The 23,952-nt window shown below is 39.9% G+C and carries 27 protein-coding genes; 18 read left to right on the top strand and 9 right to left on the bottom strand.

The features are described 5' to 3' along the window. Positions 1-704: 704 nt before the first annotated feature. The 5 genes from QSJ37_RS07300 to QSJ37_RS07280 all read left to right on the top strand — a co-directional run bounded on the left by QSJ37_RS07300 (position 705) and on the right by QSJ37_RS07280 (position 6,328). A complete protein-coding gene (locus QSJ37_RS07300) occupies positions 705-2,351 on the top strand; it encodes a peptide ABC transporter substrate-binding protein (RefSeq protein ID WP_285754524.1) in 1,647 nt (548 codons plus the stop codon). Positions 2,352-2,453: 102 nt separating this feature from the next. Continuing rightward, entirely contained in the window at positions 2,454-3,389 is a 936-nt protein-coding gene (locus QSJ37_RS07295) for an ABC transporter permease (protein ID WP_026078559.1), read from the top strand. Positions 3,390-3,391: 2 nt separating this feature from the next. Further along, entirely contained in the window at positions 3,392-4,309 is a 918-nt protein-coding gene (locus QSJ37_RS07290) for an ABC transporter permease (protein ID WP_017436317.1), read from the top strand. Between the two features lie 11 nt (positions 4,310-4,320). Next, positions 4,321-5,388, top strand: a complete 1,068-nt coding sequence (locus QSJ37_RS07285) for an ABC transporter ATP-binding protein (RefSeq protein WP_285754523.1) — start codon at positions 4,321-4,323, stop codon at positions 5,386-5,388. A gap of 1 nt (position 5,389) precedes the next feature. After that, the gene (locus QSJ37_RS07280) at positions 5,390-6,328 is read left to right on the top strand and encodes an ABC transporter ATP-binding protein (protein ID WP_285754522.1); all 939 of its coding nucleotides are present in this window, start codon (positions 5,390-5,392) and stop codon (positions 6,326-6,328) included. Positions 6,329-6,355: 27 nt separating this feature from the next. Here the strand turns inward: QSJ37_RS07280 and QSJ37_RS07275 are convergent, their stop codons facing one another. Further along, positions 6,356-6,538, bottom strand: coding sequence for a hypothetical protein (locus QSJ37_RS07275; protein ID WP_285754521.1), 183 nt, complete (start codon positions 6,536-6,538; stop codon positions 6,356-6,358). 256 nt (positions 6,539-6,794) lie between these two features. On the opposite strand from QSJ37_RS07275, the gene spxA reads away from it, so the two are divergent. Further along, positions 6,795-7,193 carry a transcriptional regulator SpxA gene (gene spxA, locus QSJ37_RS07270; RefSeq protein ID WP_003252337.1) on the top strand — a complete coding sequence of 133 codons (399 nt, stop codon included), beginning with the start codon at positions 6,795-6,797 and terminating at the stop codon, positions 7,191-7,193. A gap of 77 nt (positions 7,194-7,270) precedes the next feature. Here spxA and QSJ37_RS07265 read toward each other — a convergent pair whose 3' ends face one another. Continuing rightward, entirely contained in the window at positions 7,271-7,942 is a 672-nt protein-coding gene (locus tag QSJ37_RS07265; RefSeq protein WP_062753745.1) for a TerC family protein, read from the bottom strand. Between the two features lie 214 nt (positions 7,943-8,156). Here QSJ37_RS07265 and mecA point away from each other — a divergent pair, with 214 nt between their 5' ends. From mecA to pepF, 4 genes are all read left to right on the top strand, one after another. Then, positions 8,157-8,843 (top strand): adaptor protein MecA, encoded by a 687-nt coding sequence (gene mecA, locus QSJ37_RS07260; protein ID WP_285754520.1) that lies wholly within the window; start codon positions 8,157-8,159, stop codon positions 8,841-8,843. A gap of 73 nt (positions 8,844-8,916) precedes the next feature. Then, positions 8,917-10,425 carry a cardiolipin synthase gene (cls, locus tag QSJ37_RS07255; RefSeq protein ID WP_285754519.1) on the top strand — a complete coding sequence of 503 codons (1,509 nt, stop codon included), beginning with the start codon at positions 8,917-8,919 and terminating at the stop codon, positions 10,423-10,425. Between the two features lie 110 nt (positions 10,426-10,535). Further along, positions 10,536-11,783: a competence protein CoiA gene (locus QSJ37_RS07250; RefSeq protein ID WP_285754518.1), complete on the top strand. Its 1,248-nt coding sequence runs from the start codon at positions 10,536-10,538 to the stop codon at positions 11,781-11,783. 97 nt (positions 11,784-11,880) lie between these two features. Next, complete coding sequence (gene pepF / locus QSJ37_RS07245) at positions 11,881-13,695, top strand: oligoendopeptidase F (protein WP_285754517.1); 1,815 nt, start codon at positions 11,881-11,883, stop codon at positions 13,693-13,695. Positions 13,696-13,713: 18 nt separating this feature from the next. Here the strand turns inward: pepF and QSJ37_RS07240 are convergent, their stop codons facing one another. The 5 genes from QSJ37_RS07240 to QSJ37_RS07220 all read right to left on the bottom strand — a co-directional run bounded on the left by QSJ37_RS07240 (position 13,714) and on the right by QSJ37_RS07220 (position 16,747). Then, positions 13,714-13,911 (bottom strand): hypothetical protein, encoded by a 198-nt coding sequence (locus tag QSJ37_RS07240; RefSeq protein WP_285754516.1) that lies wholly within the window; start codon positions 13,909-13,911, stop codon positions 13,714-13,716. A gap of 261 nt (positions 13,912-14,172) precedes the next feature. Further along, positions 14,173-15,066, bottom strand: a complete 894-nt coding sequence (spxH, locus tag QSJ37_RS07235; RefSeq protein ID WP_285754515.1) for a ClpXP adapter protein SpxH — start codon at positions 15,064-15,066, stop codon at positions 14,173-14,175. Then, positions 15,059-15,472 (bottom strand): globin domain-containing protein, encoded by a 414-nt coding sequence (locus tag QSJ37_RS07230; RefSeq protein WP_012749456.1) that lies wholly within the window; start codon positions 15,470-15,472, stop codon positions 15,059-15,061. Before QSJ37_RS07230 ends, spxH begins: the two co-directional genes overlap by 8 nt. A gap of 94 nt (positions 15,473-15,566) precedes the next feature. Continuing rightward, positions 15,567-16,157: a lytic transglycosylase domain-containing protein gene (locus tag QSJ37_RS07225; RefSeq protein WP_285754514.1), complete on the bottom strand. Its 591-nt coding sequence runs from the start codon at positions 16,155-16,157 to the stop codon at positions 15,567-15,569. Continuing rightward, on the bottom strand, positions 16,154-16,747 hold the full coding sequence (locus QSJ37_RS07220) for a CYTH domain-containing protein (protein ID WP_285754513.1): 594 nt from the start codon (positions 16,745-16,747) through the stop codon (positions 16,154-16,156). The genes QSJ37_RS07225 and QSJ37_RS07220 overlap by 4 nt, the downstream gene beginning before the upstream one ends. A 128-nt stretch (positions 16,748-16,875) precedes the next feature. Here QSJ37_RS07220 and QSJ37_RS07215 point away from each other — a divergent pair, with 128 nt between their 5' ends. From QSJ37_RS07215 to QSJ37_RS07200, 4 genes are read left to right on the top strand one after another with little or no spacing between them, the layout of a single operon-like run. Continuing rightward, positions 16,876-17,250 (top strand): UPF0738 family protein, encoded by a 375-nt coding sequence (locus QSJ37_RS07215; RefSeq protein WP_285754512.1) that lies wholly within the window; start codon positions 16,876-16,878, stop codon positions 17,248-17,250. A 17-nt stretch (positions 17,251-17,267) separates the two neighbouring features. Beyond that, positions 17,268-17,900, top strand: coding sequence for a GTP diphosphokinase (yjbM, locus tag QSJ37_RS07210; protein ID WP_012749460.1), 633 nt, complete (start codon positions 17,268-17,270; stop codon positions 17,898-17,900). A gap of 23 nt (positions 17,901-17,923) precedes the next feature. Beyond that, entirely contained in the window at positions 17,924-18,718 is a 795-nt protein-coding gene (locus QSJ37_RS07205) for an NAD kinase (RefSeq protein WP_285754780.1), read from the top strand. A gap of 58 nt (positions 18,719-18,776) precedes the next feature. Continuing rightward, the gene (locus QSJ37_RS07200; RefSeq protein WP_285754511.1) at positions 18,777-19,673 is read left to right on the top strand and encodes an RluA family pseudouridine synthase; all 897 of its coding nucleotides are present in this window, start codon (positions 18,777-18,779) and stop codon (positions 19,671-19,673) included. A 12-nt stretch (positions 19,674-19,685) separates the two neighbouring features. On the opposite strand, the gene prpE is transcribed toward QSJ37_RS07200, so the two are convergent. Both prpE and QSJ37_RS07190 read right to left on the bottom strand, forming a co-directional pair. Further along, complete coding sequence (gene prpE, locus QSJ37_RS07195; protein WP_285754510.1) at positions 19,686-20,423, bottom strand: bis(5'-nucleosyl)-tetraphosphatase PrpE; 738 nt, start codon at positions 20,421-20,423, stop codon at positions 19,686-19,688. Between the two features lie 76 nt (positions 20,424-20,499). Continuing rightward, entirely contained in the window at positions 20,500-21,672 is a 1,173-nt protein-coding gene (locus QSJ37_RS07190; protein ID WP_285754509.1) for an FtsW/RodA/SpoVE family cell cycle protein, read from the bottom strand. A gap of 173 nt (positions 21,673-21,845) precedes the next feature. Here QSJ37_RS07190 and fabI point away from each other — a divergent pair, with 173 nt between their 5' ends. The 4 genes from fabI (at position 21,846) to QSJ37_RS07170 (ending at position 23,938) form a co-directional block, all read left to right on the top strand. Further along, positions 21,846-22,622, top strand: coding sequence for an enoyl-ACP reductase FabI (fabI, locus tag QSJ37_RS07185; protein ID WP_285754508.1), 777 nt, complete (start codon positions 21,846-21,848; stop codon positions 22,620-22,622). A 191-nt stretch (positions 22,623-22,813) separates the two neighbouring features. Then, complete coding sequence (locus QSJ37_RS07180) at positions 22,814-23,239, top strand: CotO family spore coat protein (RefSeq protein WP_285754507.1); 426 nt, start codon at positions 22,814-22,816, stop codon at positions 23,237-23,239. Beyond that, positions 23,226-23,573 (top strand): DUF1360 domain-containing protein, encoded by a 348-nt coding sequence (locus tag QSJ37_RS07175; RefSeq protein WP_285754506.1) that lies wholly within the window; start codon positions 23,226-23,228, stop codon positions 23,571-23,573. The genes QSJ37_RS07180 and QSJ37_RS07175 overlap by 14 nt, the downstream gene beginning before the upstream one ends. Positions 23,574-23,815: 242 nt before the next feature. Further along, on the top strand, positions 23,816-23,938 hold the full coding sequence (locus tag QSJ37_RS07170; protein WP_285754505.1) for a hypothetical protein: 123 nt from the start codon (positions 23,816-23,818) through the stop codon (positions 23,936-23,938). Positions 23,939-23,952: the final 14 nt, after the last annotated feature.

The raw sequence follows: 23,952 nt of genomic DNA, 5'->3' as shown, positions 1-23,952 counted from the left end.
CAGATGTTAGAACGATCAAGTTATATCACCGATATAGTTAAAAAGATAATATTGCGCATGGCGCACTTGTTCTCTAAATGCTGTTCCGTTTTATATTTGGATGGATTTATACGTGAAACTTCGCCGCCATATATTTAGTGGTGTTGGATCAAGAATTTCATTTTTCAACAGCTATGCGAGAGAGGTATAAAGAAAACGTTTTCATAGATTTTAAGCTGTGCATTTGTGAGATTGTTGAAAAGTATTTATTCTTATTTCAAAGTGTTATTTAATAATTTTTTTCATCAATACGTTATTTTTAAAATTATCTTAATAAAATTATGTTTTTAATAGTGGATAAAATATACTAAGGCCGGCTTTAATAAATATGTTACAAAAAATTAATATGTAAACGCTTTAAAATTTGTGAAAATAAATTTTTTATTTACAATTATCGAAAAAAAGTATAAAATTACAGATATAAAATAAATGATTTAAATACATATTCGGAATATATGGAAAATTCGGAAAAGAAATAAAATAAAGATTCCTTTTTTAAATATATTAATAACTTTTATAATAAAAATTAAAATAAATATTCTGATAAATAAGTAAGATAAAATAAAAGTTTTTATTTAGAAAAAAGTGTTTATTTTGTTAACGAAAGTTCTACGTGAAGACGTAGAACTTTTGAAAATAAAAAATTATTTTTAGGGGGGAAATCTATGAAGAAAAGGCTTTCTATTCTTTTTAGCCTAATGCTGGTATTGAGCCTTTTCCTTTCTGCGTGTGGTGGTTTCCAAAAAGGAAATGAATCCGCCGACGAGAAGGGAAAAAACGGGGACAAAGCTGCTAATGTCCCGCAAGAACTGCATGTTAACATTAAAACGGAGCCGTTCTCACTAAATCCAGGCCTAGCCAATGATAGTGTTTCCGGTAGCGTTTTGTATCAAACATTTGAAGGGTTAACCCGTATTAAAGACGGTAAGCCTGAATTGGCGATGGCTGAAAGCTACGAAGTTTCTAAAGACTTAAAAACATACACATTCAAATTGCGGGATGCAAAATGGACAAATGGCGATCCAGTTACCGCGAAAGACTTCGAATATGCGTGGAAATGGGCTCTTGACCCGAAAAATCAATCGCAATATGCATATCAGCTTTATTATATTAAAAATGGCCAAGCATTTAACGAAGGAAAAGCAAAAGCAGAAGATGTCGGTGTAAAAGCAATTGATGATAAAACGTTACAAGTTACGCTTGAGAACCCAACACCTTACTTCTTAGAATTAACAGCGTTCTATACTTACTTCCCAGTAAACAGCAAAATTGCTGCGAAAAATCCAAAATGGTATACAAACGCTGGTCCTGACTACACTTCTAACGGACCATTCAAGATGGTTTCTTGGGAACATAACAACAAAATCGTTCTCGAAAAGAACGAAAATTACTGGGATGCTGACAGTGTAAAATTAACAAAAATTGAAATGGTTATGGTCAACGACACCAATACAGAGCTTTCCATGTTTAATAATGGTGAGCTAGACTGGGCAGGTATGCCAACTGGCCAATTGCCGCCAGACTCTTTACCAAAATTGGAAGAGGAAGGCAAATTAAAAGTTCAACCAATCGCTGGTACTTACTGGTATAAATTTAACACTGAAAAACCACCATTGAACAACGTCAACATTCGTAAAGCACTTGCGTATGCGATCGATCGCAAAGCGATTGTTGAAAACGTAGCAAAAGGCGGAGAAATTCCAGCTATGGCTGCCGTGCCGCCAACAATGTTCCCTGAGAACAAAAAAGGTTATTTTAAAGACAATGATGTAGAAAAAGCAAAAGAATATTTGAAAAAAGGCCTTCAAGAACTTGGACTAAAGGATGTAAAAGATTTACCACCGATTACATTGTCGTTTAATACTGATGATAAACACGCAAAAATTGCCCAAGCAATTCAAGACATGTGGAAGAAAAACTTGGGCATTGAAGTAAAACTTGAGAATGCGGAATGGGCAGTTTACATTGATAAATTGCATTCTGGCGATTATCAAATCGGCCGTATGGGCTGGTTAGGCGACTTTAACGATCCAATCAACTTCTTAGAGCTATATCGCGACAAAGAAGGCGGAAATAACGATACAAACTGGGAAAATCCGAAGTATAAACAATTGTTAATCGACTCTCAAAAGGAAACAGATCCTGAAAAACGTAAAGAAATGCTAAAAGAAGCAGAAGCCATTTTAATGGATGAAATGCCAATCGCGCCAATCTATTTCTACACGAATACGTGGGTGCAAAAAGATAACTTAAAAGGTGTAGAAATGTCCGGCCTTGGCGATGTCCAATTTAAATGGGCATATTTTGAATAAAATCGTACGTCGTGAAAGGTGATAAGAAGGTATATGAGGGAGACCTCATATACCTTCATTCCTGTTAAGGTATTTTTTGAAGAAAATGGAGGTGTAGGAAATTTGTTGAGATATATAAGCAAACGTTTGCTCTACATGCTTATGTCTTTGTTTTTAATTGTAACAGTGACATTCTTTTTAATGCGTGCTGCTCCGGGAGGACCATTCTCGAGCGAAAAACAAGTTCCGCCAGAGATCGAGAAAAACTTGAACGAATATTATGGACTCGATCGCCCTTGGTATATCCAATACTTTGATTATTTGGTTTCTATTGCTAAATGGGATTTCGGTCCTTCATTTAAATATAAAGGCCAGACTGTTAACGATTTAATTAATGAAGGATTCCCAGTTTCCTTTTTTCTAGGTATGGAATCGTTATTAATAGCCATAAGCATTGGAGTTTTACTAGGAATTATTGCGGCTTTGAACCACAATAAATGGCAAGATTATGCGGCGATGGTTTTCGCGGTTTTGGGAATCTCTGTTCCAAGCTTTATTATGGCGTCCATTTTGCAGTATTTTTTAGCGATCAAACTAGGCTGGTTTCCAGTTGCGCGTTGGGAATCGCTGCAACATACTGTTTTGCCTGCGCTTGCTCTTGCAGCAATGCCAATGGCGTTTATTGCCCGTTTAACTCGTTCCAGTATGTTAGAAGTATTAGGAAATGATTATATTCGCACGGCGAAAGCGAAAGGGCTCTCACAAGGACAAATTACCGTGAAACATGCCATTCGCAATGCGATACTTCCAGTTGTAACTTATTTAGGTCCTTTGTCTGCACAAATTTTAACGGGTAGCTTTGTAATTGAAAAAATTTTTGGCATCCCAGGACTTGGAAGCCATTTTGTAACAAGTATTACCAATCGCGACTATACAACGATTATGGGTGTCACGGTGTTTTACAGTATTCTACTATTATTGTCTGTGTTGCTTGTTGATATTGCTTATGGCTTTATTGATCCACGCATTAAGTTAGCCGGTGGTAAGAAAGGGGAGTAATCATGCAGCAGATTCCGAAAGAGATGTTCCAGCCAGCGGTAGCCAATGTTGGAGAAGCGGAGAAATTATCAAAACCGAGTCTTTCATTTTGGAAAGATGTTTCGATACGTTTTCGAAAAAATAAATTGGCGATGTTTGGATTAATTTTATTAATTCTTTTAGTGTTCATGGCCATTTTTGGACCGTATATGACGAAATATGATTACGCAACGAATGATTTAATGAATACAAACCAGCCGCCTTCTTCCAAACATTGGTTTGGAACCGATGAACTTGGACGTGATATATTTACTCGCACATGGTATGGTGCTCGTATCTCTTTATTTATCGGATTGGCAGCTGCGCTGATCGATTTGGTGATCGGGGTGCTTTGGGGAGGAATTGCTGGTTACCGTGGCGGAAAAACGGATGAAATCATGATGCGTATCGCTGATATTTTATACGGAGTGCCTTATTTGCTTTTAGTCATCATATTAATGGTTATTTTAGGACAAGGATTAGGAACTATGATTCTTGCCATGACGATTACTGGATGGGTAAATATGGCCCGTATTGTTCGAGGACAAGTGTTGCAGTTGAAAAACCAGGAATATGTATTGGCAGCGCGAACACTTGGCGCGAGCACATCAAGAATTATGTTTAAACATTTGATTCCTAATGCCATGGGCTCGATTCTTGTTACGATGACGTTAACGATTCCTAATGCGATTTTTACAGAAGCATTTTTAAGCTATTTAGGATTAGGTGTTCCACAACCATTGGCAAGTTGGGGGACAATGGCTTCAGAAGGGGTACAAGCATTACAGTATTATCCATGGCGTCTGTTTTTCCCAGCTACATTTATTTGCTTAACTATGTTTGCTTTTAATGTAGTGGGAGATGGACTACGTGATGCATTAGATCCAAGATTACGCAAGTAGGGTGTGAGAGTATGGGAAAACTGTTGGAAGTGAAAAATTTAGAGGTATCATTTCAAACATATGGTGGAGAAGTACAAGCTGTTCGTGGAGTGAGCTTCTATTTAAATAAAGGCGAAACATTAGCGATTGTAGGGGAATCAGGTTCTGGAAAAAGCGTCACTTCTCAAACGATTATGCGCCTTATTCCTACTCCTCCTGGAAAAATAAAAAACGGTCAAATCATATTTGACGGAGAAGATCTTGTCAAAAAAACGGATAAAGAAATGGAACAAATTCGCGGAAAAGATATCGGGATGATTTTCCAAGATCCGATGACATCGCTCAATCCAACGATGAAAGTCGGACATCAAATTATGGAAGTAGTAATGAAACATCAAAAAATGTCTAAATCAGCGGCAAAAGAGCGGGCGATTGAATTGCTGCGATTGGTTGGAATCCCAATGCCAGAAAAGCGCGTAAATCAATATCCTCATGAATTTTCCGGGGGAATGAGACAACGCGCGATGATTGCTATCGCTTTGGCTTCCAATCCAAAGTTATTAATTGCCGACGAGCCAACCACTGCTCTTGATGTAACCATTCAAGCGCAAATTTTAGAATTAATGAAAGATATACAGAAAAAAACAGGGACAGCCATTATTTTTATTACGCATGATTTAGGAGTAGTAGCCAACGTGGCTGATCGCGTCGCTGTGATGTATGCAGGGAAAATCGTTGAAATGGGAACGGTTGATGAAATTTTTTACGATCCGAGACATCCTTATACGTGGGGCTTGCTTGCTTCCATGCCAAGCCTTGATAGTGATGATAAAACAGAGTTGGCATCGATTCCAGGATCGCCGCCGGATTTAACGAACCCTCCAAAGGGTGATGCGTTTGCGCCGCGTAATCCGTATGCAATGAAAATTGATTTTGAAATGGAACCGCCGCTGTTCCAAATTTCTGATACTCATTATGCGGCAACATGGCTGCTTCATCCAGATGCACCAAAAGTAGAGCCACCTGAAGCGGTAAAACGACGATTACGCAAGCTCTCCACTAATTACCCACAACCAATTATTGTAAGGGAGAGTGAGTAATATGCCTGAAAAACAAAAGCTCATTGAAGTTAAAAATTTAAAACAGTATTTTCATGTGGGTGGCGGGAATGTCGTTAAAGCTGTAGATGGCGTTACCTTTGACATTTATAAAGGAGAAACGTTTGGTCTTGTTGGGGAGTCAGGTTGTGGTAAATCAACAACTGGCCGAACGATTATTGGGCTATATAAGGCTACGGGCGGAGAAGTTCTTTTTAATGGTATAAATGTCCATGGCAAACACTCAGCCAAAGAGTTGAAAGCATTAAAGCGAAAAATGCAAATGATTTTCCAAGATCCGTATGCATCGCTTAACCCGCGAATGACCGTTGCGGATATTATCGCTGAAGGTATCGATATTCACGGTCTTGCGAAAACGAAGGAAGAACGCATGCAGCGCGTATATGAGCTGCTTGAGACAGTCGGCTTAAACCGTGAGCATGCCAATCGCTATCCGCATGAGTTCTCCGGCGGCCAGCGCCAGCGTATCGGGATTGCCCGCGCGCTAGCGGTAGAGCCAGAGTTTATTATCGCCGATGAGCCGATTTCTGCGTTGGATGTGTCGATTCAGGCGCAAGTGGTGAACTTAATGAAAAAGTTGCAGCGGGAAAAAGGCTTGACATATTTGTTTATCGCTCATGATTTGTCGATGGTGAAATATATTAGCGATCGTATTGGCGTTATGTACTTTGGAAGAATGGTGGAACTTGCGGATGCGGAGGAATTGTACCGCAATCCGATCCATCCTTACACAAAAGCGCTATTATCGGCAATCCCGCTTCCTGACCCGGAAACAGAGCGGACGCGCAAACGGATTATTTATGATCCGTCGCAGCATAATTATAAAGAAGGAGAGGAATTGGAGTTTCGTGAAATTACTCCAGGGCATTTCGTATTGTGCTCGGAAGCAGAATATAAAACATATTTGTCGATGTATAAATAAAAACGATCTCGGTTTGAGAGATCGTTTTTATTTTTTGCCGCCGACCAAATTCCAGCCAGCTTGTGTATGTTTTGTTTCGTTTACATGTTCTTTTCGCTTCGAACCGCCGAAAATTTTTTCGCCAATACCGTTCGCGATGACTCCCATTAACGCAGTGATGACAACAATCAGTACGAAAACGATGATATAATCCATAACATATTGTGTCATGAACGCTCCCCCCAGGCAATTGCTCTAATTTAATTGTAAGTGATTTTTCTTTTTATTGGAAGAAGCGGTGAAAAATAAACCTAGAAAATAGATGACTTTTTTGAAAAACTATATCTTTATTTATATATTTATTGTATAATGTATTATGTTAGAGTTATTTCAAATTACCATGTTTTGCAGCTGCAGAGTTTAGCTAGTTCGTTCCATTGATATAGAAGGCAAGGTTAGGTTATCCTTGTTGAAAGGGAGTGAGAATATGGTGAAATTGTATACTTCACCAAGTTGCACGTCATGCCGAAAAGCGAAAGCATGGCTTGAAAAACATAATATTCCTTATGTAGAACGCAATATTTTCTCCGAACCGTTAACGATTGAGGAGATTAAAGAAATTCTACGCATGACGGAAACAGGAACAGATGAGATTATTTCAACAAGATCAAAAGTTTTCCAAAAGCTGAACATCAATCTCGAATCGTTGCCGCTTCAAGATTTATATGAACTTATTCAAAAACATCCAGGAATTTTACGTCGACCGATTATTATTGATGAAAAACGGCTTCAAGTCGGTTACAATGAAGACGAAATTCGCCGTTTCTTGCCACGTAAAGTGCGAGCATATCAACTTCGTCAAGCGCAACGTCTCGTTAACGAATAAGAGGAGAACCAACTTCTACATGGTCCGCCATGTAGAAGTTTTTTATCACCTCTTTATTGGGCAGCCGATCCATATTTTTATGTCCAACGATGCAATTTTCTACGATTGATAATGAAACCGAGCAAAACGACTGATGCCGCTGTAATAAATGGAAACATCGGTTTCCATGCAGCAGCGCTGTCGTATAAATAGCGGATTTGCTGTTCTTCGCTGATCATTTTTCCGGCGGTATAGGCTAACAGAGCTCCGCCAATATAAATGAGGAAAGGGTATCGTTCCATCGCATAAAGAATTAGTTTACTGCCTAAAATGATAATGGGAACGGAAAAAAGAAAACCAAACACAACGAGAGAAGTATGACCTTGAGCTGCTCCAGCGATCGCAAGAACATTGTCTAACCCCATCACAATATCAGCTGTCACAATTGTCCATATCGCTTTCCAAAGGGATGTTTCCGATTTAATAGATGCACTCGCTTCTTCTTTTTGAACCATTAATCTTAAAGAAATCCAAAGCAAAATGCAGCCGCCGACTAGCTGCAAAAAAGGGATTTTTAATAATATCACGATCCCTACTGTTAAGAGAATGCGAATGAAAATGGCCAACGCGGTGCCAAGGACAATTGCGATATTTCGTTTTCGTTCCGGCAGCTTGCGGCTTGCTAACGCGATAACAACAGCATTATCTCCTCCAAGAATAATATCAATGCCAACGATGAGAAGAATGGATGTCACATATTCGCCAGCCATGCATGTCCCTCATTTCTTTTGTTTTCACCATCATTATAGTAGGGCATGTTTTATTTCATGCCCAATTTTTAAAACTTGGTTTTTTTATTTCCCATCTTTCGATTTTTATCATAAAATAAAAGTACAAGACATAATCTTGTATTTAAGATAGAATTTTTGGGGGTAAAAGTCCCTTCAATTTTATTCTTTTTTTAGGAAGGGAGAGTTCGGCAATATGGAAATAGAACGAATTAATGAACATACAGTAAAGTTTTATATTTCTTACGTTGATATAGAAGAACGTGGTTTTGACCGGGAAGAAATTTGGTATAACCGTGAGCGCAGCGAAGAATTATTTTGGGAAATGATGGATGAGGTTCATAGCGAAAGCGATTTTTCGCTTGAGGGACCTCTTTGGATTCAAGTACAAGCATTGGATAAAGGGTTAGAAGTGCTTGTCACAAAAGCGCAATTATCGAAAGATGGAAGCAAATTGGAACTTCCGCTTCCGGAAGAAAAATTGCGCGATTTTCCTGTCCCAGTTGATGAAAAAATTGAAGAACTGCTTGACCATCATTTCCATATTGTACGCAATGATGAATCGTTTGCCAACGATGATGATAAGGAAATCCTTCAGTTTACTATTTGTTTTAAAGATATCGAAGATTTGATTGCCCTTGCACATCGTGCTAACTTTACAGGACTTGACAATCGTCTTTTCCAATTTGAAGATCGATATTACTTATTTGTACAATTTAATGAGGAAGATTACACCGAATATGAAATGGACAACATTTTGAGCCTGCTTCTAGAATATGGAATGGATTCGCAAGTTACGATTTACCGTTTAGAGGAATATGGAAAAGAGATTATTCGCGACAATGCTTTAGAGGCGATCAAACAATATTTTCCATTAAAGTAGCCGCCGATTTCAACTGCTGAAATCGGCGTTTTCTTCGGCGGGAAAGTTTAGAAAATAGGTCAGGTGAACTTCATTGCGAAATACGTTAAGGGTTATTATTTTTGTCCTGGCTGTAGCGGCTTTTTTATTTTTGACCAATGATTATTGGGAAGGGAAGCTGCTTGGTGGGCTTAGTATTTTAATTTCTTGCTCTGTTGTTTTCATTGCGTTTGTTATTTCTCTCGAAAACAGAAAACCTGCCCATACAATCACGTGGCTTGTTGTGCTCGGAAGCTTCCCGCTAATTGGATTTTTCTTTTATTTAATGTTTGGAAGAAATTATCGAAAGCAGAGGCTTTTCCAAAAAAAGGCGATGCTCGATGAACAAACATTTTTAAAATTTCAAGGACAGCGAGAGTGGGCGATAGAACAGATGCCGATTGGAGAACACCAACGTCCGCTGCTTCAGCTGGCTCATCGAATTGGAAAAAGCCCGGTTTCTCTCGCGACGGAAACAAGGGTATTGACGAATGGCGAAGAAACATTTTCTACTATTTTTGAAGAACTGGAAAAAGCGACACACCATATTCATTTAGAATATTACATTGTTCGCCATGATGAAGTTGGACAGAAGCTAAAAACGATTTTAATAGAAAAAGCAAAAAAAGGGGTTCATGTCCGTTTTCTTTATGATGCTGTAGGAAGCTGGAAATTATCCAAAACGTATATTCAAGAGCTGCGCAATGCCGGGGTAGAAATGATTCCTTTTTCACCGGTTCGTTTGCCGTTTTTGAGCAACACCATTAACTTCCGCAATCATCGAAAAATTATTGTGATTGACGGAACGATTGGATTTGTCGGGGGACTGAATATCGGTGATGAATATTTAGGAAAAGATAAATATTTCGGTTTTTGGCGCGATACGCATTTATGGATTCGTGGTGAAGCGGTTCGGACGCTACAGCTTATTTTTTTGCAAGATTGGTATTATATGACGGGAAAAACGTTATTGACACCGGAATATTTATCTCCAGAGCTCGTTCATTATGACGGTCAGGGGGGAGTTCAGTTAATTGCGGGTGGTCCTGACCAGAAATGGGAAGTCATTAAGCATTTATATTTTGCAATGATTACGTCTGCTCAGCGATCGATTTGGATTGCGTCGCCGTATTTTGTGCCTGATGAAGATATCCTGACAGCATTAAAAATCGCTGCTTTAAGCGGGCTTGATGTCCGTATTTTGGCACCGAAACGGCCAGATAAAAAAATTGTCTTTTATGCCTCACGATCCTATTTTCCGGAATTGTTGGAAGCAGGTGTGAAAATTTATGAATATTCAAAAGGATTTTTGCATAGTAAAATCATGATCGTTGATGGGGAATTAGCATCAATCGGCACAGCTAATATGGATATGCGCAGCTTTCATCTCAATTTCGAAGTAAACGCTTTTTTATATCATACGGATAGTACAAAAAAACTTGTTGTTGATTTTCTGGAAGATTTAAAAGAAGCCAGTCCAATTGATTATGAAACATTTCAACAACGTCCGTTATCCATTCGTGTTGTTGAATCTGTATCAAGATTATTATCTCCTTTATTATAAAATCTCGCCCGGAATTGTACCGGGTGTTTATCATTTTTAGGGAATTTTGTATAAAAAATAGGAAATCAGACTGTTTTTGTCGAATAAACTAGAAAGGATGATGAAAGGATGTGATCATTTTGCTTGTTGCCTTGCTGCGGAATGGGGAATTCATTTCACTGGCTAAGACTTGGACAAAGGAGGAATTAGTTCAGTTAAAGAGGAGGGAAGTATTTTTTTGCCCTGCCTGCAAGCGGGAAGTGGTATTAAAGCTTGGCAGTCGCCGCATTCCACATTTTGCGCATAAAAAAGATGCCGCATGTCCATATGAACATGAGTCGGAATCAACACGTCATTTAACAGGAAAATTAGATCTATTTTCCTGGCTTCAACGTCAAAACATACGGGCAAAATTGGAGCCATATTTACCATCGATTCAACAACGTCCAGACATCCTTGTTGCGCATAACCACCTCCTGTATGCGATGGAATATCAATGCTCTACCATTAGTGAACAGTTGTTTCAAAAACGCAATGATTCCTATCGTATAAAAGGAATTCGACCAATTTGGATTCTTGGAGCACATCATTTGCGATATCGGACCATATACCACTTGGCATTGCCCCGATTTCAATGGATGTTTGCCCACCATTTTCCGTTTGTTACTCGCCCGCTCCTTTTCTACTATTGTTCGGAAACCAAACGTCTTATCCGCCTTATTCATTTGATTCCGTTTTCTGTTCGCCATACATTTGCGATTCCCATTGTCAAGCCTCTGCATTCGGTTTCTTTTTCCGATTTGCTATCATCCCCGGTTGTTTCACTTCCACCATCGTTTTGGAATGATTGGCTTTGCCGTAAAAAACAATGGCGTCTCACTTTCACGTCATATCCGAATAAGATCACAAGGCTTATTTGTTCTGATTTTTATCGCTTTGGCATTATTCCTTCACTTTTTCCTACCGAAGCAGGCTGGCCGCTGCCGCACGGCTATTTGTTTGAAACACCGCCATTTATTTGGCAAACATATGTGTTAATCCCATTTATGCAATCAGAAAGCAAACTTGTCTCTATACATTCCATTTATCGTTTTATTGATGAAAGAATGGCAGCGGGGCGGCTTGCGGCTCGCCAGTTGCCGCTCGCAATGGGACAACGCTATACGCAAGCAGTTTATGAGTATTTGCAATTGCTTACGAAGTTAGGCTATTTTCAATGGGAAAGCCGCAAAAGCCTTCGTTTAGTAAAGGAATTTACTTTTCCAAAGACGATGGATGAAGTAATACAGCAGGATCAACAAATGATGGAGCAGATGAAAATGGAGCCATCTCTTTACCATTATATAAATAAATTGGAACTTAACAAAAATATTGTATAAGAAAATGATGGCAAACATTTATTTTCTCGAAAAAGGAAATGATAGTAAAAAAGTGAATATGATTTATGATATAATTTTCCAAAAGGAGGTTTGCAAAATGGAAGAAAAGAAAACAAAAAAATCGTTGCCATCACGAAGTGAAATTCCTGTAGAAGAAACATGGCGTTTAGAGGACATTTTCCCAACGGATGAAGCATGGGAGCAAGAATTCCAAGCAGTGAAAAAAATGATCCCGAAATTATCGGACTATCAAGGGCGGTTGGGAGAATCAGCAGATACGTTATACGAAGCGCTGCAATATCAAGATGAGATATCGATGCGTCTCGGCAAGCTATATACATATGCGCATATGCGTTACGACCAAGATACGACAAATGCCTTTTATCAAGGACTTAATGACCGTGTTACCAGCCTTTATAGCGAAGCGTCTAGTGCGATGGCGTTTATCGTTCCGGAAATTTTATCGATCGATGAGGCAAAGTTGCGCTCATTTTTAGAAGAGAAAAAAGAATTAAAGCTGTATGAACACGCTTTAGACGAAATTAACCGTCAGCGTCCGCATGTATTGTCTGCCGAGGAGGAGGCGCTCCTTGCCCAAGCTGCGGAAGTCATGCAAGCATCTTCGACTACATTTGGCATGCTGAATAATGCGGATTTAACATTCCCAACGATTATTGATGAAAATGGGGAAGAAGTGGAAGTGACACATGGCCGTTTTATTCGCTTTTTGGAAAGCACAGACCGCCGTGTGCGGCGCGATGCGTTTAAAGCGGTATATGATACGTACGAAAAGTACAAGAATACGTTTGCTAGCACTCTCGCCGGAGCGGTGAAAAAAGATAACTTTTTTGCCCGCGTTCGCCGTTATAAATCAGCGCGGGAAGCGGCATTAAGCAGCAATAATATTCCTGAAAGTGTTTACGATAGTTTGATCGAAACGGTTCATGAACATTTGCCGCTGTTGCACCGTTATGTCCGTTTACGCAAAAAAGCGCTTGGACTTGACGAACTTCATATGTATGATTTATATACTCCGCTTGTGCAAGATGTAAAAATGGAAGTAACGTATGAAGAAGCGAAAGAATACATGTTAAAAGGGCTTGCTCCGCTCGGTGAAGAATATATTGGCATCGTTAAAGAGGGCCTCGAAAACCGCTGGGTAGATGTACGCGAAAATAAAGGGAAACGAAGCGGTGCCTATTCATCAGGTTCATATGGAACAAATCCATATATTTTGCTTAACTGGCAAGATAACGTCCATAATTTGTTTACGTTAGTCCACGAATTTGGCCACTCTGTGCATAGTTATTACACACGCAAAACGCAGCCGTATCCGTATGGAGATTATTCCATTTTTGTTGCTGAAGTTGCATCGACATGCAACGAAGCGCTGTTAAGTGATTATTTATTAAAAACGATCGATGATGAGAAAAAACGATTATATTTACTTAACCATTATTTAGAAGGGTTCCGTGGCACGGTCTTTCGGCAAACGATGTTTGCAGAGTTTGAACATATGATCCATATGAAGGTGCAGGAAGGCGAAGCGTTAACAGCTGATTCATTGACTTCCATGTATTACGAATTAAACAAAAAATATTTCGGTGATGATATTGTCGTCGATAAGGAAATTGGATTAGAATGGGCGCGTATTCCACATTTTTATTACAATTATTATGTTTATCAATATGCCACAGGGTTTAGCGCAGCCACCGCATTAAGCAGACAAATATTAGAAGAAGGGGAACCGGCCGTTAAACGCTATATTGAGTTTTTAAAAGCAGGCAGCTCCGATTACCCAATTGAGGTGTTGAAAAAAGCGGGAGTAGATATGACGAGCGCGGAACCGATCCGGCAGGCTTGTCAAGTATTCGCAGAAAAGCTAGATGAAATGGAACAGATGTTATCGTAAAAAACAGCGAATGTGGAGTTATTGCCACATTCGCTTTTGATAAAATCCTTTAAATTGGTTGCGGCTGTTCCAAGTTGCTAAAAAGCCAAAAATAGAAACAAATAAAAGTGGCATCGTAATAAACAGTGGAATAAGATGCATAAGGCCAAACAAATTTAAACAAAAGGCGATAAGCACAGCCAATCCCCAAATGAACAGAGTGATGTGTTTCTTCACCTTTTTTCCCCTTCCTAATTTGATTCATTTCATTTATATGAACAAAGCAAAGGAAAACATGCTTTCTTCTATATTTATGACAATAATGTGAACAAAAGCACAAAGTAGTTGTCAACACTCGCCTTAATTTGTTAAGATGATATCGTGAACGAAGTCACAAAAACCTTATACCCCTTTGTTTGACCGTGAAAAATTTCTCCCATCCCCTTTGTTGTCTTGGCAACAAGGAAAAGCCCGGCTGAATGCCGGGCTTTTCCTTGTTTATTTTTCTGTTGAGATATAGCGCCAAAACGTTCCATGCTTTACCGGTACTTTTTCCACTTTTTGTTTCAGCTGTAGTTTTTTCATCTCTTTTTCCGCTTCGTTTATAGTCATATCATAAACAACTGCAATTTCCTTTGTGGCGACGAATTTAAAATGGCTTAAAAATGACTCGAGCGGGGGAGGAGGGGATGGTTCTGGATGGAAGCCAAGCAATTCATGAATGAGTTCGACATAAATCTCGTAAGGGTAACATCCGGAAATTTTAATTCCTTCGTCCTCAATGTTTTCGTTAAAAAAGACGAGTGTTGGAATTTCATTTACATCCATCTCTGATGTAATTTTTAAATCGCATTGAAATGCTTTGGACGCACTTGACGACTGTAAATCACGAACAAATTCATCCACATCCAATCCAACGCTTATTGCACAATCAATTAACACGGAAATATCGGATACATTTTGCTTTTCCAAAAACAATAATTCCTGTAATTTGCGTAAGAAACGAATTCCTGCGCGTTTGCCTTGCAATTCCGCCGCTTTAATGGCGATCGATGGAGCAAATGGGCTAGAAATTGGATTTTCAAGCCATAGGCTTCCATCGCAAGACATTCCCGAACGGCACGCCGTCCGCTCCCACACTTTGGCGATCGTTTCTGGCTTATGGCGTTTCCGCATATTCAGCGTTGCCAATGTTCCGCTTAACACGTGTTTCAATGTAAAAAAGCGACCATACTCAATGATTAGCTTTTTGATAATAGGTTCAAGCCCCCAGCATTCAGGGCATAAAGGATCGATAAACAAATAAATTTCCAACGGCTTTGTCTCGTTGCTGCGAGGCTGGGAAGCATACCACCAATCTGGGGTCGGCTTCCCAGCTAATTTGTCATTCAAGGGAATGCTCCTTTCTTTCCAAATTGTCTGGGGTATTGACCATATGATGAGCAGTCAAAACGAGACGATGATAAATTTGTTCGCGCACCGGTCCAGACAGACCGATTTCATCCATCGCCGCACGCATACAGGAAAGCCATGCCTCAGCGCGAGTTGGAGTAATTTCAAATGACAAATGACGTGCCCGCAACATTGGATGTCCGTGCTCCTCTGTGTAAAGTGGTGGCCCTCCTAAGTATTGTGTTAAAAATTGTTTTTGTTTTCTAATCGTTTCTGTTAAATCATCCGGAAAAATTGGGATTAAATCAGGATGTTTAGCAACACGTTTATAGAAAGCTTCCACAAGCCTTGTAATTGTTTTTTCTCCACCGACCGCCTCATAAAGTGTTTGCCATTGTTCAGCCATTGTGAATACTCCTTTTAGATATTGTGTACGACTATTTTACTGCTATTTTAACAATGAAGTTTATTTATCTCAAACAAAGTGACTTGAATAAATATTATGAGTAGTATGTGTTGAGCACTTTTTCAACATATGCTCTTGTTTCGGCAAATGGTGGAATTCCTCCATAACGATCTACGTTTCCAGGGCCGGCATTATATGCGGCAAGTGCAAGCGAGACATTGCCGTTATAGCGGTCAAGCAGCATTCGTAAATATTTTGTCCCGCCCTCGATGTTTTGGGCTGGATCAAAACAGTTTTCTACTCCAAGCATTTTTGCGGTGCTTGGCATTAACTGCATAAGTCCAGCCGCACCGGCGCGGCTGCGCGCATTTGGATTAAAATTAGATTCGTGACGAATGACAGCGCGAACGAGCTTTGGATCAACATCATATTTTTCCGCAGCCTGTGCAATTAATGTATCAATATTCCCATCCATATGTTTAGAGGAAGATGTTTTTTCTGCCGATGGTGTTGAAACATTTGGATTTTCAGGTACTTGCAACATTGGTTGCTGCTCTGACAGCAATTGATGGAATAGCTGCGCAAATGACCATGTGTTATTTTGATTTATGATGTTTGGACGATTGGTAGATAAATTTTGCAATGCCTGAAGTTCCAACAATAGTTTTAGTGCAGGAGTGTTCATCGTTCTTCCTCCGCTCTATATTTTTTCATATATAAACGTTGAATTTTATTAGCTGTTGGCCGAATTGGGATATGCAGAGAATGAAGCAGCTGTAAAAATTGTTGTTTTCCTCTTTCTACATCTTTAGTCTCATATTCTAACTCATAATCATCGGTTTGTAGGTAATGACTATGATCAAGAAAAAGTGTGCCGCCTTTGTACATCCATTGTGCGCGGTCGGTGGCTAATGTGCCAAAATGTTGTAGTTGTTCAGGCGGAACGCCAATTTCTTGAAGAATTTGTGCAATCGGGCCTTGAACCATTGCAGTGCCATTTAAGAGGGCGTCTGCTTCTTCTTTTGTAAGCTGTTCATGCGTCTCAAGCAAAACCCCTTGTGCTGTCGTTTGTTTCAACGTTAATGTGTAGTTGCCGTTTTTTACGCGAATTCGCAGTGCTGCTCGTTTGTCTTTTAACAAAAATTGCGGTGTGTCAAAATAATGATTTTCTTGATGTTCAAAAGCATGATCATCGATATGAAACACTTGTCGAATTCGGTCGAATTCTTCTTTTGTTAATAAATTTTTAAATTCGATTTCTATTTCTTGGTTCATGTTTTCTCCCCTTTGTATCCATTTCAATTTTATTATCGGATGTTTATTGTTGAATATCAATTATTTATTATGCATAGGGTGATTATGGTAAAATAAAAAAGGACTGTTTATGTGGAAGGAGATTTGGTATGCAAAAGAAATTAGTCGTAGAAAAAGTAGAAAAACAAGATGAGCGATTATGGCTAATCTGCGATCATCCTCCATTTTCGCTTGAACAAGCAAGACCAAAAAATCATATGCTTGTTGATTCAGACAATATTGCGTTTATTTATATATTAGAAACGGATGAAGATTTTATTTATGTTGCGATTCCATCCGAGTTTTGGATGGACATCAAACAAGTATTAACAGACGGTACACCTATTTTTTTGCAAAGTGGAACGATCGAAATGGAACTGACCCATTTCAAGGAAGAGCTAACATATTTAATTGAAAATATTGATGGAAACGCCAATTACGGAGAACAGATGGAACAAGCGGTAAAAGAAATTTTTCTTACATAACAATTGGTGGTGGTATGATGGTCAAACATTGGGATTTATTTTTGGCGCCATACAAACAAGCGGTGGAAGAATTAAAAGTAAAACTAAAAGGAATGCGCGCCCAATTTGAAATTTTAGGAGTGCATTCGCCAATAGAATTTGTTACCGGAAGAGTAAAGCCAGTCGCAAGCATTTTGGATAAAGCGCAAAAGAAAAATATACCTCTTGATAAATTGGAAGAACAAATGCAAGATATTGCCGGACTTCGTATGATGTGCCAATTTGTCGATGATATTAAAACGGTAGTCGAATTGCTTCGGAAACGGAACGATTTTGAAATTGTGGAAGAACGAGATTACATCAGCCAAAAAAAAGAAAGCGGTTATCGCTCTTACCATGTAGTGATCCGCTATCCGGTGCAAACGATTTGCGGAGAAAAGAAAATTTTGGCAGAGATTCAAATTCGGACGCTCGCGATGAATTTTTGGGCAACGATTGAACATTCATTAAACTACAAGTATAGCGGTCGCTTTCCTGAAGATATTAAAGTAAGATTGCAGCGCGCTGCAGAAGCAGCTTATCGTTTGGACGAAGAAATGTCAAAAATTCGCTTTGAAATTCAAGAAGCGCAAGCAGCTTTTTCGCGAAAACAGGATGCAAAAGGGGAATAACGATGAAAGAAAAACAAGAGCCGATGAAATTTGCCGTTACGTCCAAAGGGGATGAGACATCGAACGCACTTACGCAAAAAATTAAAACATATTTACTTGATTTTGATTTACAGTATGATGAAGATAAACCTGATATTGTCATTTCCGTCGGCGGTGATGGAACATTGCTTTATGCGTTCCATCGTTATTGTCGCCGATTAGATAAAACGGCGTTTGTCGGGGTTCATACCGGACATTTAGGATTTTACGCCGATTGGGTGCCTGAAGAAATCGAGAAGCTAGTCATCGCGATTGCGAAAACACCGTACCAAGTGGTGGAGTATCCGTTGTTAGAAGTGATTATTCGCTACATAAACGGGGGACGGGAAGCAAAATATCTCGCTTTAAATGAATGCACAGTAAAAAGCGTCAGCGGCACGCTCGTGATCGATGTAGAAATCCGAGGCGATTTATTTGAAACGTTTCGCGGTGACGGATTATGCATTTCTACGCCGACAGGAAGCACCGCCTATAATAAAGCGCTAGGCGGCGCGATATTACACCCATCACTCGAAGCGATACAAGTAACCGAGATGGCGTCCATCAATAACCGGGTGTTTCGTACGATTGGATCACCGCTTGTACTTCCTGCGCACCATACATGTATATTAAAGCCAGTGAACAATGTCGATTTTCAAATTACGATTGATCATTTATCGCTTTTGCATAAAGACGTTAAATCGATTCAATGTCGCGTCGCACAGGAGAAAATTCGTTTTGCTCGTTTCCGCCCGTTTCCATTTTGGAAGCGAGTGCGCGATTCATTTATCGCTGATTAACCCATTTCGCTCCATTGTTTGATTAGAATAAATAGGAAGTAAAGGAAGGTACAAAACATTGTCGCGTTTTACGCTAACTTGGACGATTACGGAAAAAGAGGAAGGAAAGCTTGTCCGGGAATTTTTAAAGGAACAAGGCATTTCGAAAACGGCATTAACAGACATTAAATTCCATGGAGGGGCCATTTTCGTGGATGAACAGCCAGTCACTGTTCGTCATCGTCTTTGTTGTGGAGAAACATTGCGAGTACTATTTCCAAAAGAATCCCCAAGTGAAGGGATGATGCCGGAAGCGATTCCGCTTGATATTGTATATGAGGATGAATATGTTTTGGTCGTGAATAAACCGCCGTTTATGGCAACGATTCCATCGCGTGAGCATCCGGGCGGCACGCTTGCTAATGCATTGCTTTATCATTACCAAAAGCAACAGTTAGAGTCGACGATTCATGTTGTAACAAGACTGGATCGCGATACTTCCGGCCTTGCTCTCGTCGCAAAACATCGTCATATTCATCATTTATTATCCAAGCTGCAACAACAAGGAAAAGTAACGCGGCGTTATGAAGCGATTTGTCACGGATGTTTAGCGGAAGACAAGGGGACGATTGATGCGCCAATCGCCCGCAAAAGCGATAGCATTATTGCTCGGGAAGTACGCGATGATGGTCAACGGGCCGTTACTCATTTTCGCGTATTACAGCGGCTTCGTGAATATACATACGTATCGCTCCAGCTAGAGACAGGCCGCACGCATCAAATTCGTGTTCATTTAGCGCATATTGGTCACCCGCTTGCAGGGGATGAATTGTATGGCGGAAGCCGGGAAGCAATTAGCCGCCAGGCGTTGCACAGCAAAGAGCTTTCCTTTTTCCATCCGATCAAGCGGCAAATATATACGTTTTCTTGCCCGCTTCCTGATGATATGAAACAATTGATGGAACGAGTAAGCTGATAAGCGGTATTCTCAATCGAACGTTCTGAATTTTTCCGGCACATATGGCAAGGAAGATGGAACTGATATGGTTTCTATTTCAGGATATCGAAAAGCGGTCAGCGCTCCGCCGAATACACAGCCAGTATCAATATTAATCGTACGATTAATGATTCTAGGTTGTTTCACCGGTGTATGACCGTATACAATCCATGCACTTCCTTTGTAACGCTTTGCCCAATCTCGCCGGACAGGTGTTCCATCGGGATTTGTTTCCCCGGTAATATCACCATAAAGAACGAATGTTTGAACTTTTTTATCATTTCTTCCAATATAGTCTTGACGAAGGCCAGCATGTGCAATAATAAGGCGGCCGTTATCTAGCTGCGCGTATAACGGAGCGGCTTCATATAGCCTCATAAACTTTTTTTGAATCATTGCTTGTTCACTTGGCGGCAATGCGCGATATTCTGCGACAGTTGTTTCAAGACCGTGCGTGATTTGGACGTTTCTTCCTAAAAAGAAGCGATACAGTTTATTACAATGATTCCCTGGGACATAATAAGCTGACTTGCGCTCGACAAGGGAATAGACAACTTCTACTGTTTGCAACGATTGTGGGCCGCGGTCTGTTAAATCGCCGACAAAACCGAGTTTCCGCCCATCTGGGTGAATGGGAATGCCGCTGTCCCATTCATATCCAAGCTTTTTAGTTAGCTTTACAAACTCTGAATAACATCCATGAATATCGCCAATGATATCGATTTTCATCGTTTCATTCTCCTTTAGTAAAGTAATGAATGCGCATGATTATTATAAAATAAAAAGCCGCTGATCATGCGGCTTTTTATTCTTCGGAAGAAAACATAAACTTTTTCGTGCGTGAATGGACATTCAAAACAAGTCCAATGGCTAACATATAAGTCGCAAGCGAACTTCCCCCATAACTGATAAATGGAAGCGGAAGACCGGTGATTGGCAAAAGTCCAATGGTCATTCCAACGTTTTGAAATACTTGGAATGTAATCATTCCGATGACCCCGGCGCATAAGTAGCTTCCGTATAAATCATTGCTTTCTAAAGCAATATGAACCATACGGTAAATAAGAAGGAAAAATAGTGAAATGACAACACTTGCACCAATGAACCCGAACTGTTCGGCGATGATTCCGAAAATGAAGTCGGTATGTGCTTCAGGAAGATATACGTCTAGATTGCCATATCCTTTTCCGTATAATTCTCCGGACCCAATCGCAAGCAGTGAACGAATGAGCTGGAAGCCTTGTTCATTGGAATATTCATAAGGAGCAAGCCAGCCATAAAAACGGTTTAACTGATATTCTTCTAAAATATATTTGTGGAAAAAGTCAGGGAATCGGAAGAAAATAAATAAAAGAATAGCGACGGCCATCAATCCAGCAAACACAATTCCGAGAATGATGCGCCAGCGAATGCCAGAAACGAGCACAAGTGATCCGGTAACGGCAACAAACACCATCGACATTCCTAAATCCGGTTGCTTCATTAGCAATATTAATGGCGGCAAAACAGTTAAGGCGATTTTGCCAAGCAGCCTAAAGTCATCTTTTACGGTCGGTTCCGGATATTTCTCGCGATGGTTAATGATAATGCGGCTAAGAACGATAATCATAAAAATTTTCATTAATTCAGATGGCTGAAAATTCCCGCCTGGAAGAGAGTACCAGCTTGTTGCTCCTTTAATGGTGACTGTACCAGGAACGTTAAATTCAAGACCCAATAACAGCAACATTCCAAATCCATATAAATACCACGCGATTTGGAAAAAACGATCATAATCGATAATCATGGTTAATGCGATAACAACACCACCAATCGCATACCATTGCAATTGTTTATAAGCAAAATTGACATTCTGCAATTTTTCCGGCAAAGTTGGTTGTGCGCTATGAATAGCGATCGCGCTAACAATCGCCATTAAAAACAAAATAAACAACAAATTATAATCAAGCTTTGGTTGTGATAGTCGATCTTGTTCCATATTATGACCCTCTCCATCATGAATAAAAACATGCCATATACCATATTAACGAATTACGATATTTTTGCAAAGAGTTTTGATTCATTTACTTTCTGTGAGACTTATCATATAATAAAATTAACACTAGGTACTAATAACAAATATTAATTTTAATGGATATAGGAGGATGACGAATGAATTTATCGTTAAAAGGACGTACATATGTGGTTATGGGAGTGGCGAATAAACGCAGTATTGCATGGGGAATTGCGCGGTCTCTGCATGCAGCGGGGGCTCGTCTTGTGTTTACATACGCTGGGGAACGTTTTGAAAAAGAGGTTCGTTCTCTTGTTGATACGCTGGAGGATGAAAACTCTCTTCTTTTGCCGTGTGATGTGACAAAAGATGAAGAAATAATCCAATGCTTCCAACAAATTAAGGAGCAAGTTGGCGTCATTCATGGGGTTGCCCACTGTATTGCGTATGCAAACAAAGAAGATTTAAGCGGAGAATATGTGAATGTAAGCCGCGAAGGATTTTTGCTTGCCCATAACATCAGCGCTTATTCATTAACCGCTGTTGCCAGGGAAGCGAAAGAGTTGATGACCGAAGGTGGAAGCATCGTCACATTAACATACCTTGGCGGTGAACGTGTGGTACAAAATTACAACATTATGGGTGTGGCAAAAGCAGCGCTTGATGCAAGTGTAAAATATTTAGCAAACGATTTAGGAAAATACGGCATCCGTGTCAATGCCATTTCGGCAGGACCGATTCGGACGTTATCGGCAAAAGGGGTTAGCGATTTCAACTCGATTTTAAAACAAATCGAAGAACGCGCTCCGCTTCGTCGCACGACGACGCAAGAAGAAGTTGGCGATGCGGCACTATTTTTATTTAGCGATTTGTCACGCGGCATTACGGGGGAAATTATCCACGTCGATTCTGGGTACCATATTTTAGGGTATTAAAATGAAAATTAGAGCCGGATCATCGATCATTCCCATCCAGCAATGGTGATAGCGATCGAAAAACGTTATATAAATCGGATTAGCTGTTCCTAGAAAAGGAGCAGCTTGTTTTTTTGAGTAACTTCTTGGCAATTCTCATGATAAACAGCATACATATATAAGGCAACAGTTGAAAAAGGAGGGGACTATCGATGAAACGGCGGGATATAGTGGAAAATGAGCCGCTTCTTTATATCGTGCAGCCGAAGATGGAGCGTGTGGTTTCTTACATGCAGAAAACGTTTAAAAGCAAAAAGGCTGTCGAAAAAAAAGCGGAGCATGAGAACGAATGGGGACATGAAGAAATTGTCCAAGAGCAAGAAAAGCAGTTTCAACAAATGTCGCTAGAGGAACAGCTGTCCTTTTTAGCCAATCTCCCAGAGCATCTTGCCAATATAAAATGCAAGCTCATTAGTACGGACGGAGAAAGAGAAGGAATCATCCGTGAATATGATAAAACGGAAATTATCATGGATACTGCTTTCGGAGAGGTTGCGATTCCAAGAAAGGAGGTCGTTTCCCTTACGTTAATTGGTTTTTCGGAGAAGGGAGAAGAAGAACATCGTGGCCGCTACTGAACTTTTTCTTTTTATTTTAGGAACATTTCGGTTAACGAGATTGATCATGTATGATTCGATTACTGCTTTTTTACGGAAGCCGTTTCATGAAATTGTGGAAGAAACATTACCTGATGGAACGGTACAATCATTTTTGAATATTAAAGGAAGCGGTCTGCGCCATTGGATCGGGGAGCTGCTGAGCTGCTATTGGTGCACAGGAATTTGGTGTGCTGCTATTCTTTATATCGGCAACATATTCTGCCCTATTATATTTCATCCACTCCTTATGATATTGGCGATTGCTGGGGGCGCATCTTTCATCGAATGGGCAGTGGAAAAATGGGATTCATAAAAACGAGCGGGGGAAAAGAAAGGTCTCCCGCTCGTTTTCTTGTATCTATGATAAAGTATCGATTAATACGCGCAAAGCAAGAAATCATTGCAACATCATGGAATGTTTACGGGATTTTCGACAACAGTTTTTGGCCAATGCCAATTACATCCAAAACATCAAAACGTGATGAAAAAGGAGAAACACATTTTTTCCACACCACATAAACTAATAATACACTACACAGCTTGGAGGTTATAGCGATGAAAAAAGGAATTCAACCACAGCAAATTAAGGCAAAACGGGTGTATTCTTCCAAAAAGACGACTGCGAAGCGGGCAGGAGGATGTGGCTGCGGCAGAACAATAAAAAGAAATAATGGATGAACTGTGAAAAATGC

Origin of the sequence: Parageobacillus sp. G301 (assembly GCF_030268025.1) — a bacterium.
GTDB lineage: Bacteria > Bacillota > Bacilli > Bacillales > Anoxybacillaceae > Parageobacillus_B > Parageobacillus_B toebii.
Note: the sequence above shows the minus strand (reverse complement) of the source record. Positions and strands in the feature narration are given on the sequence as shown.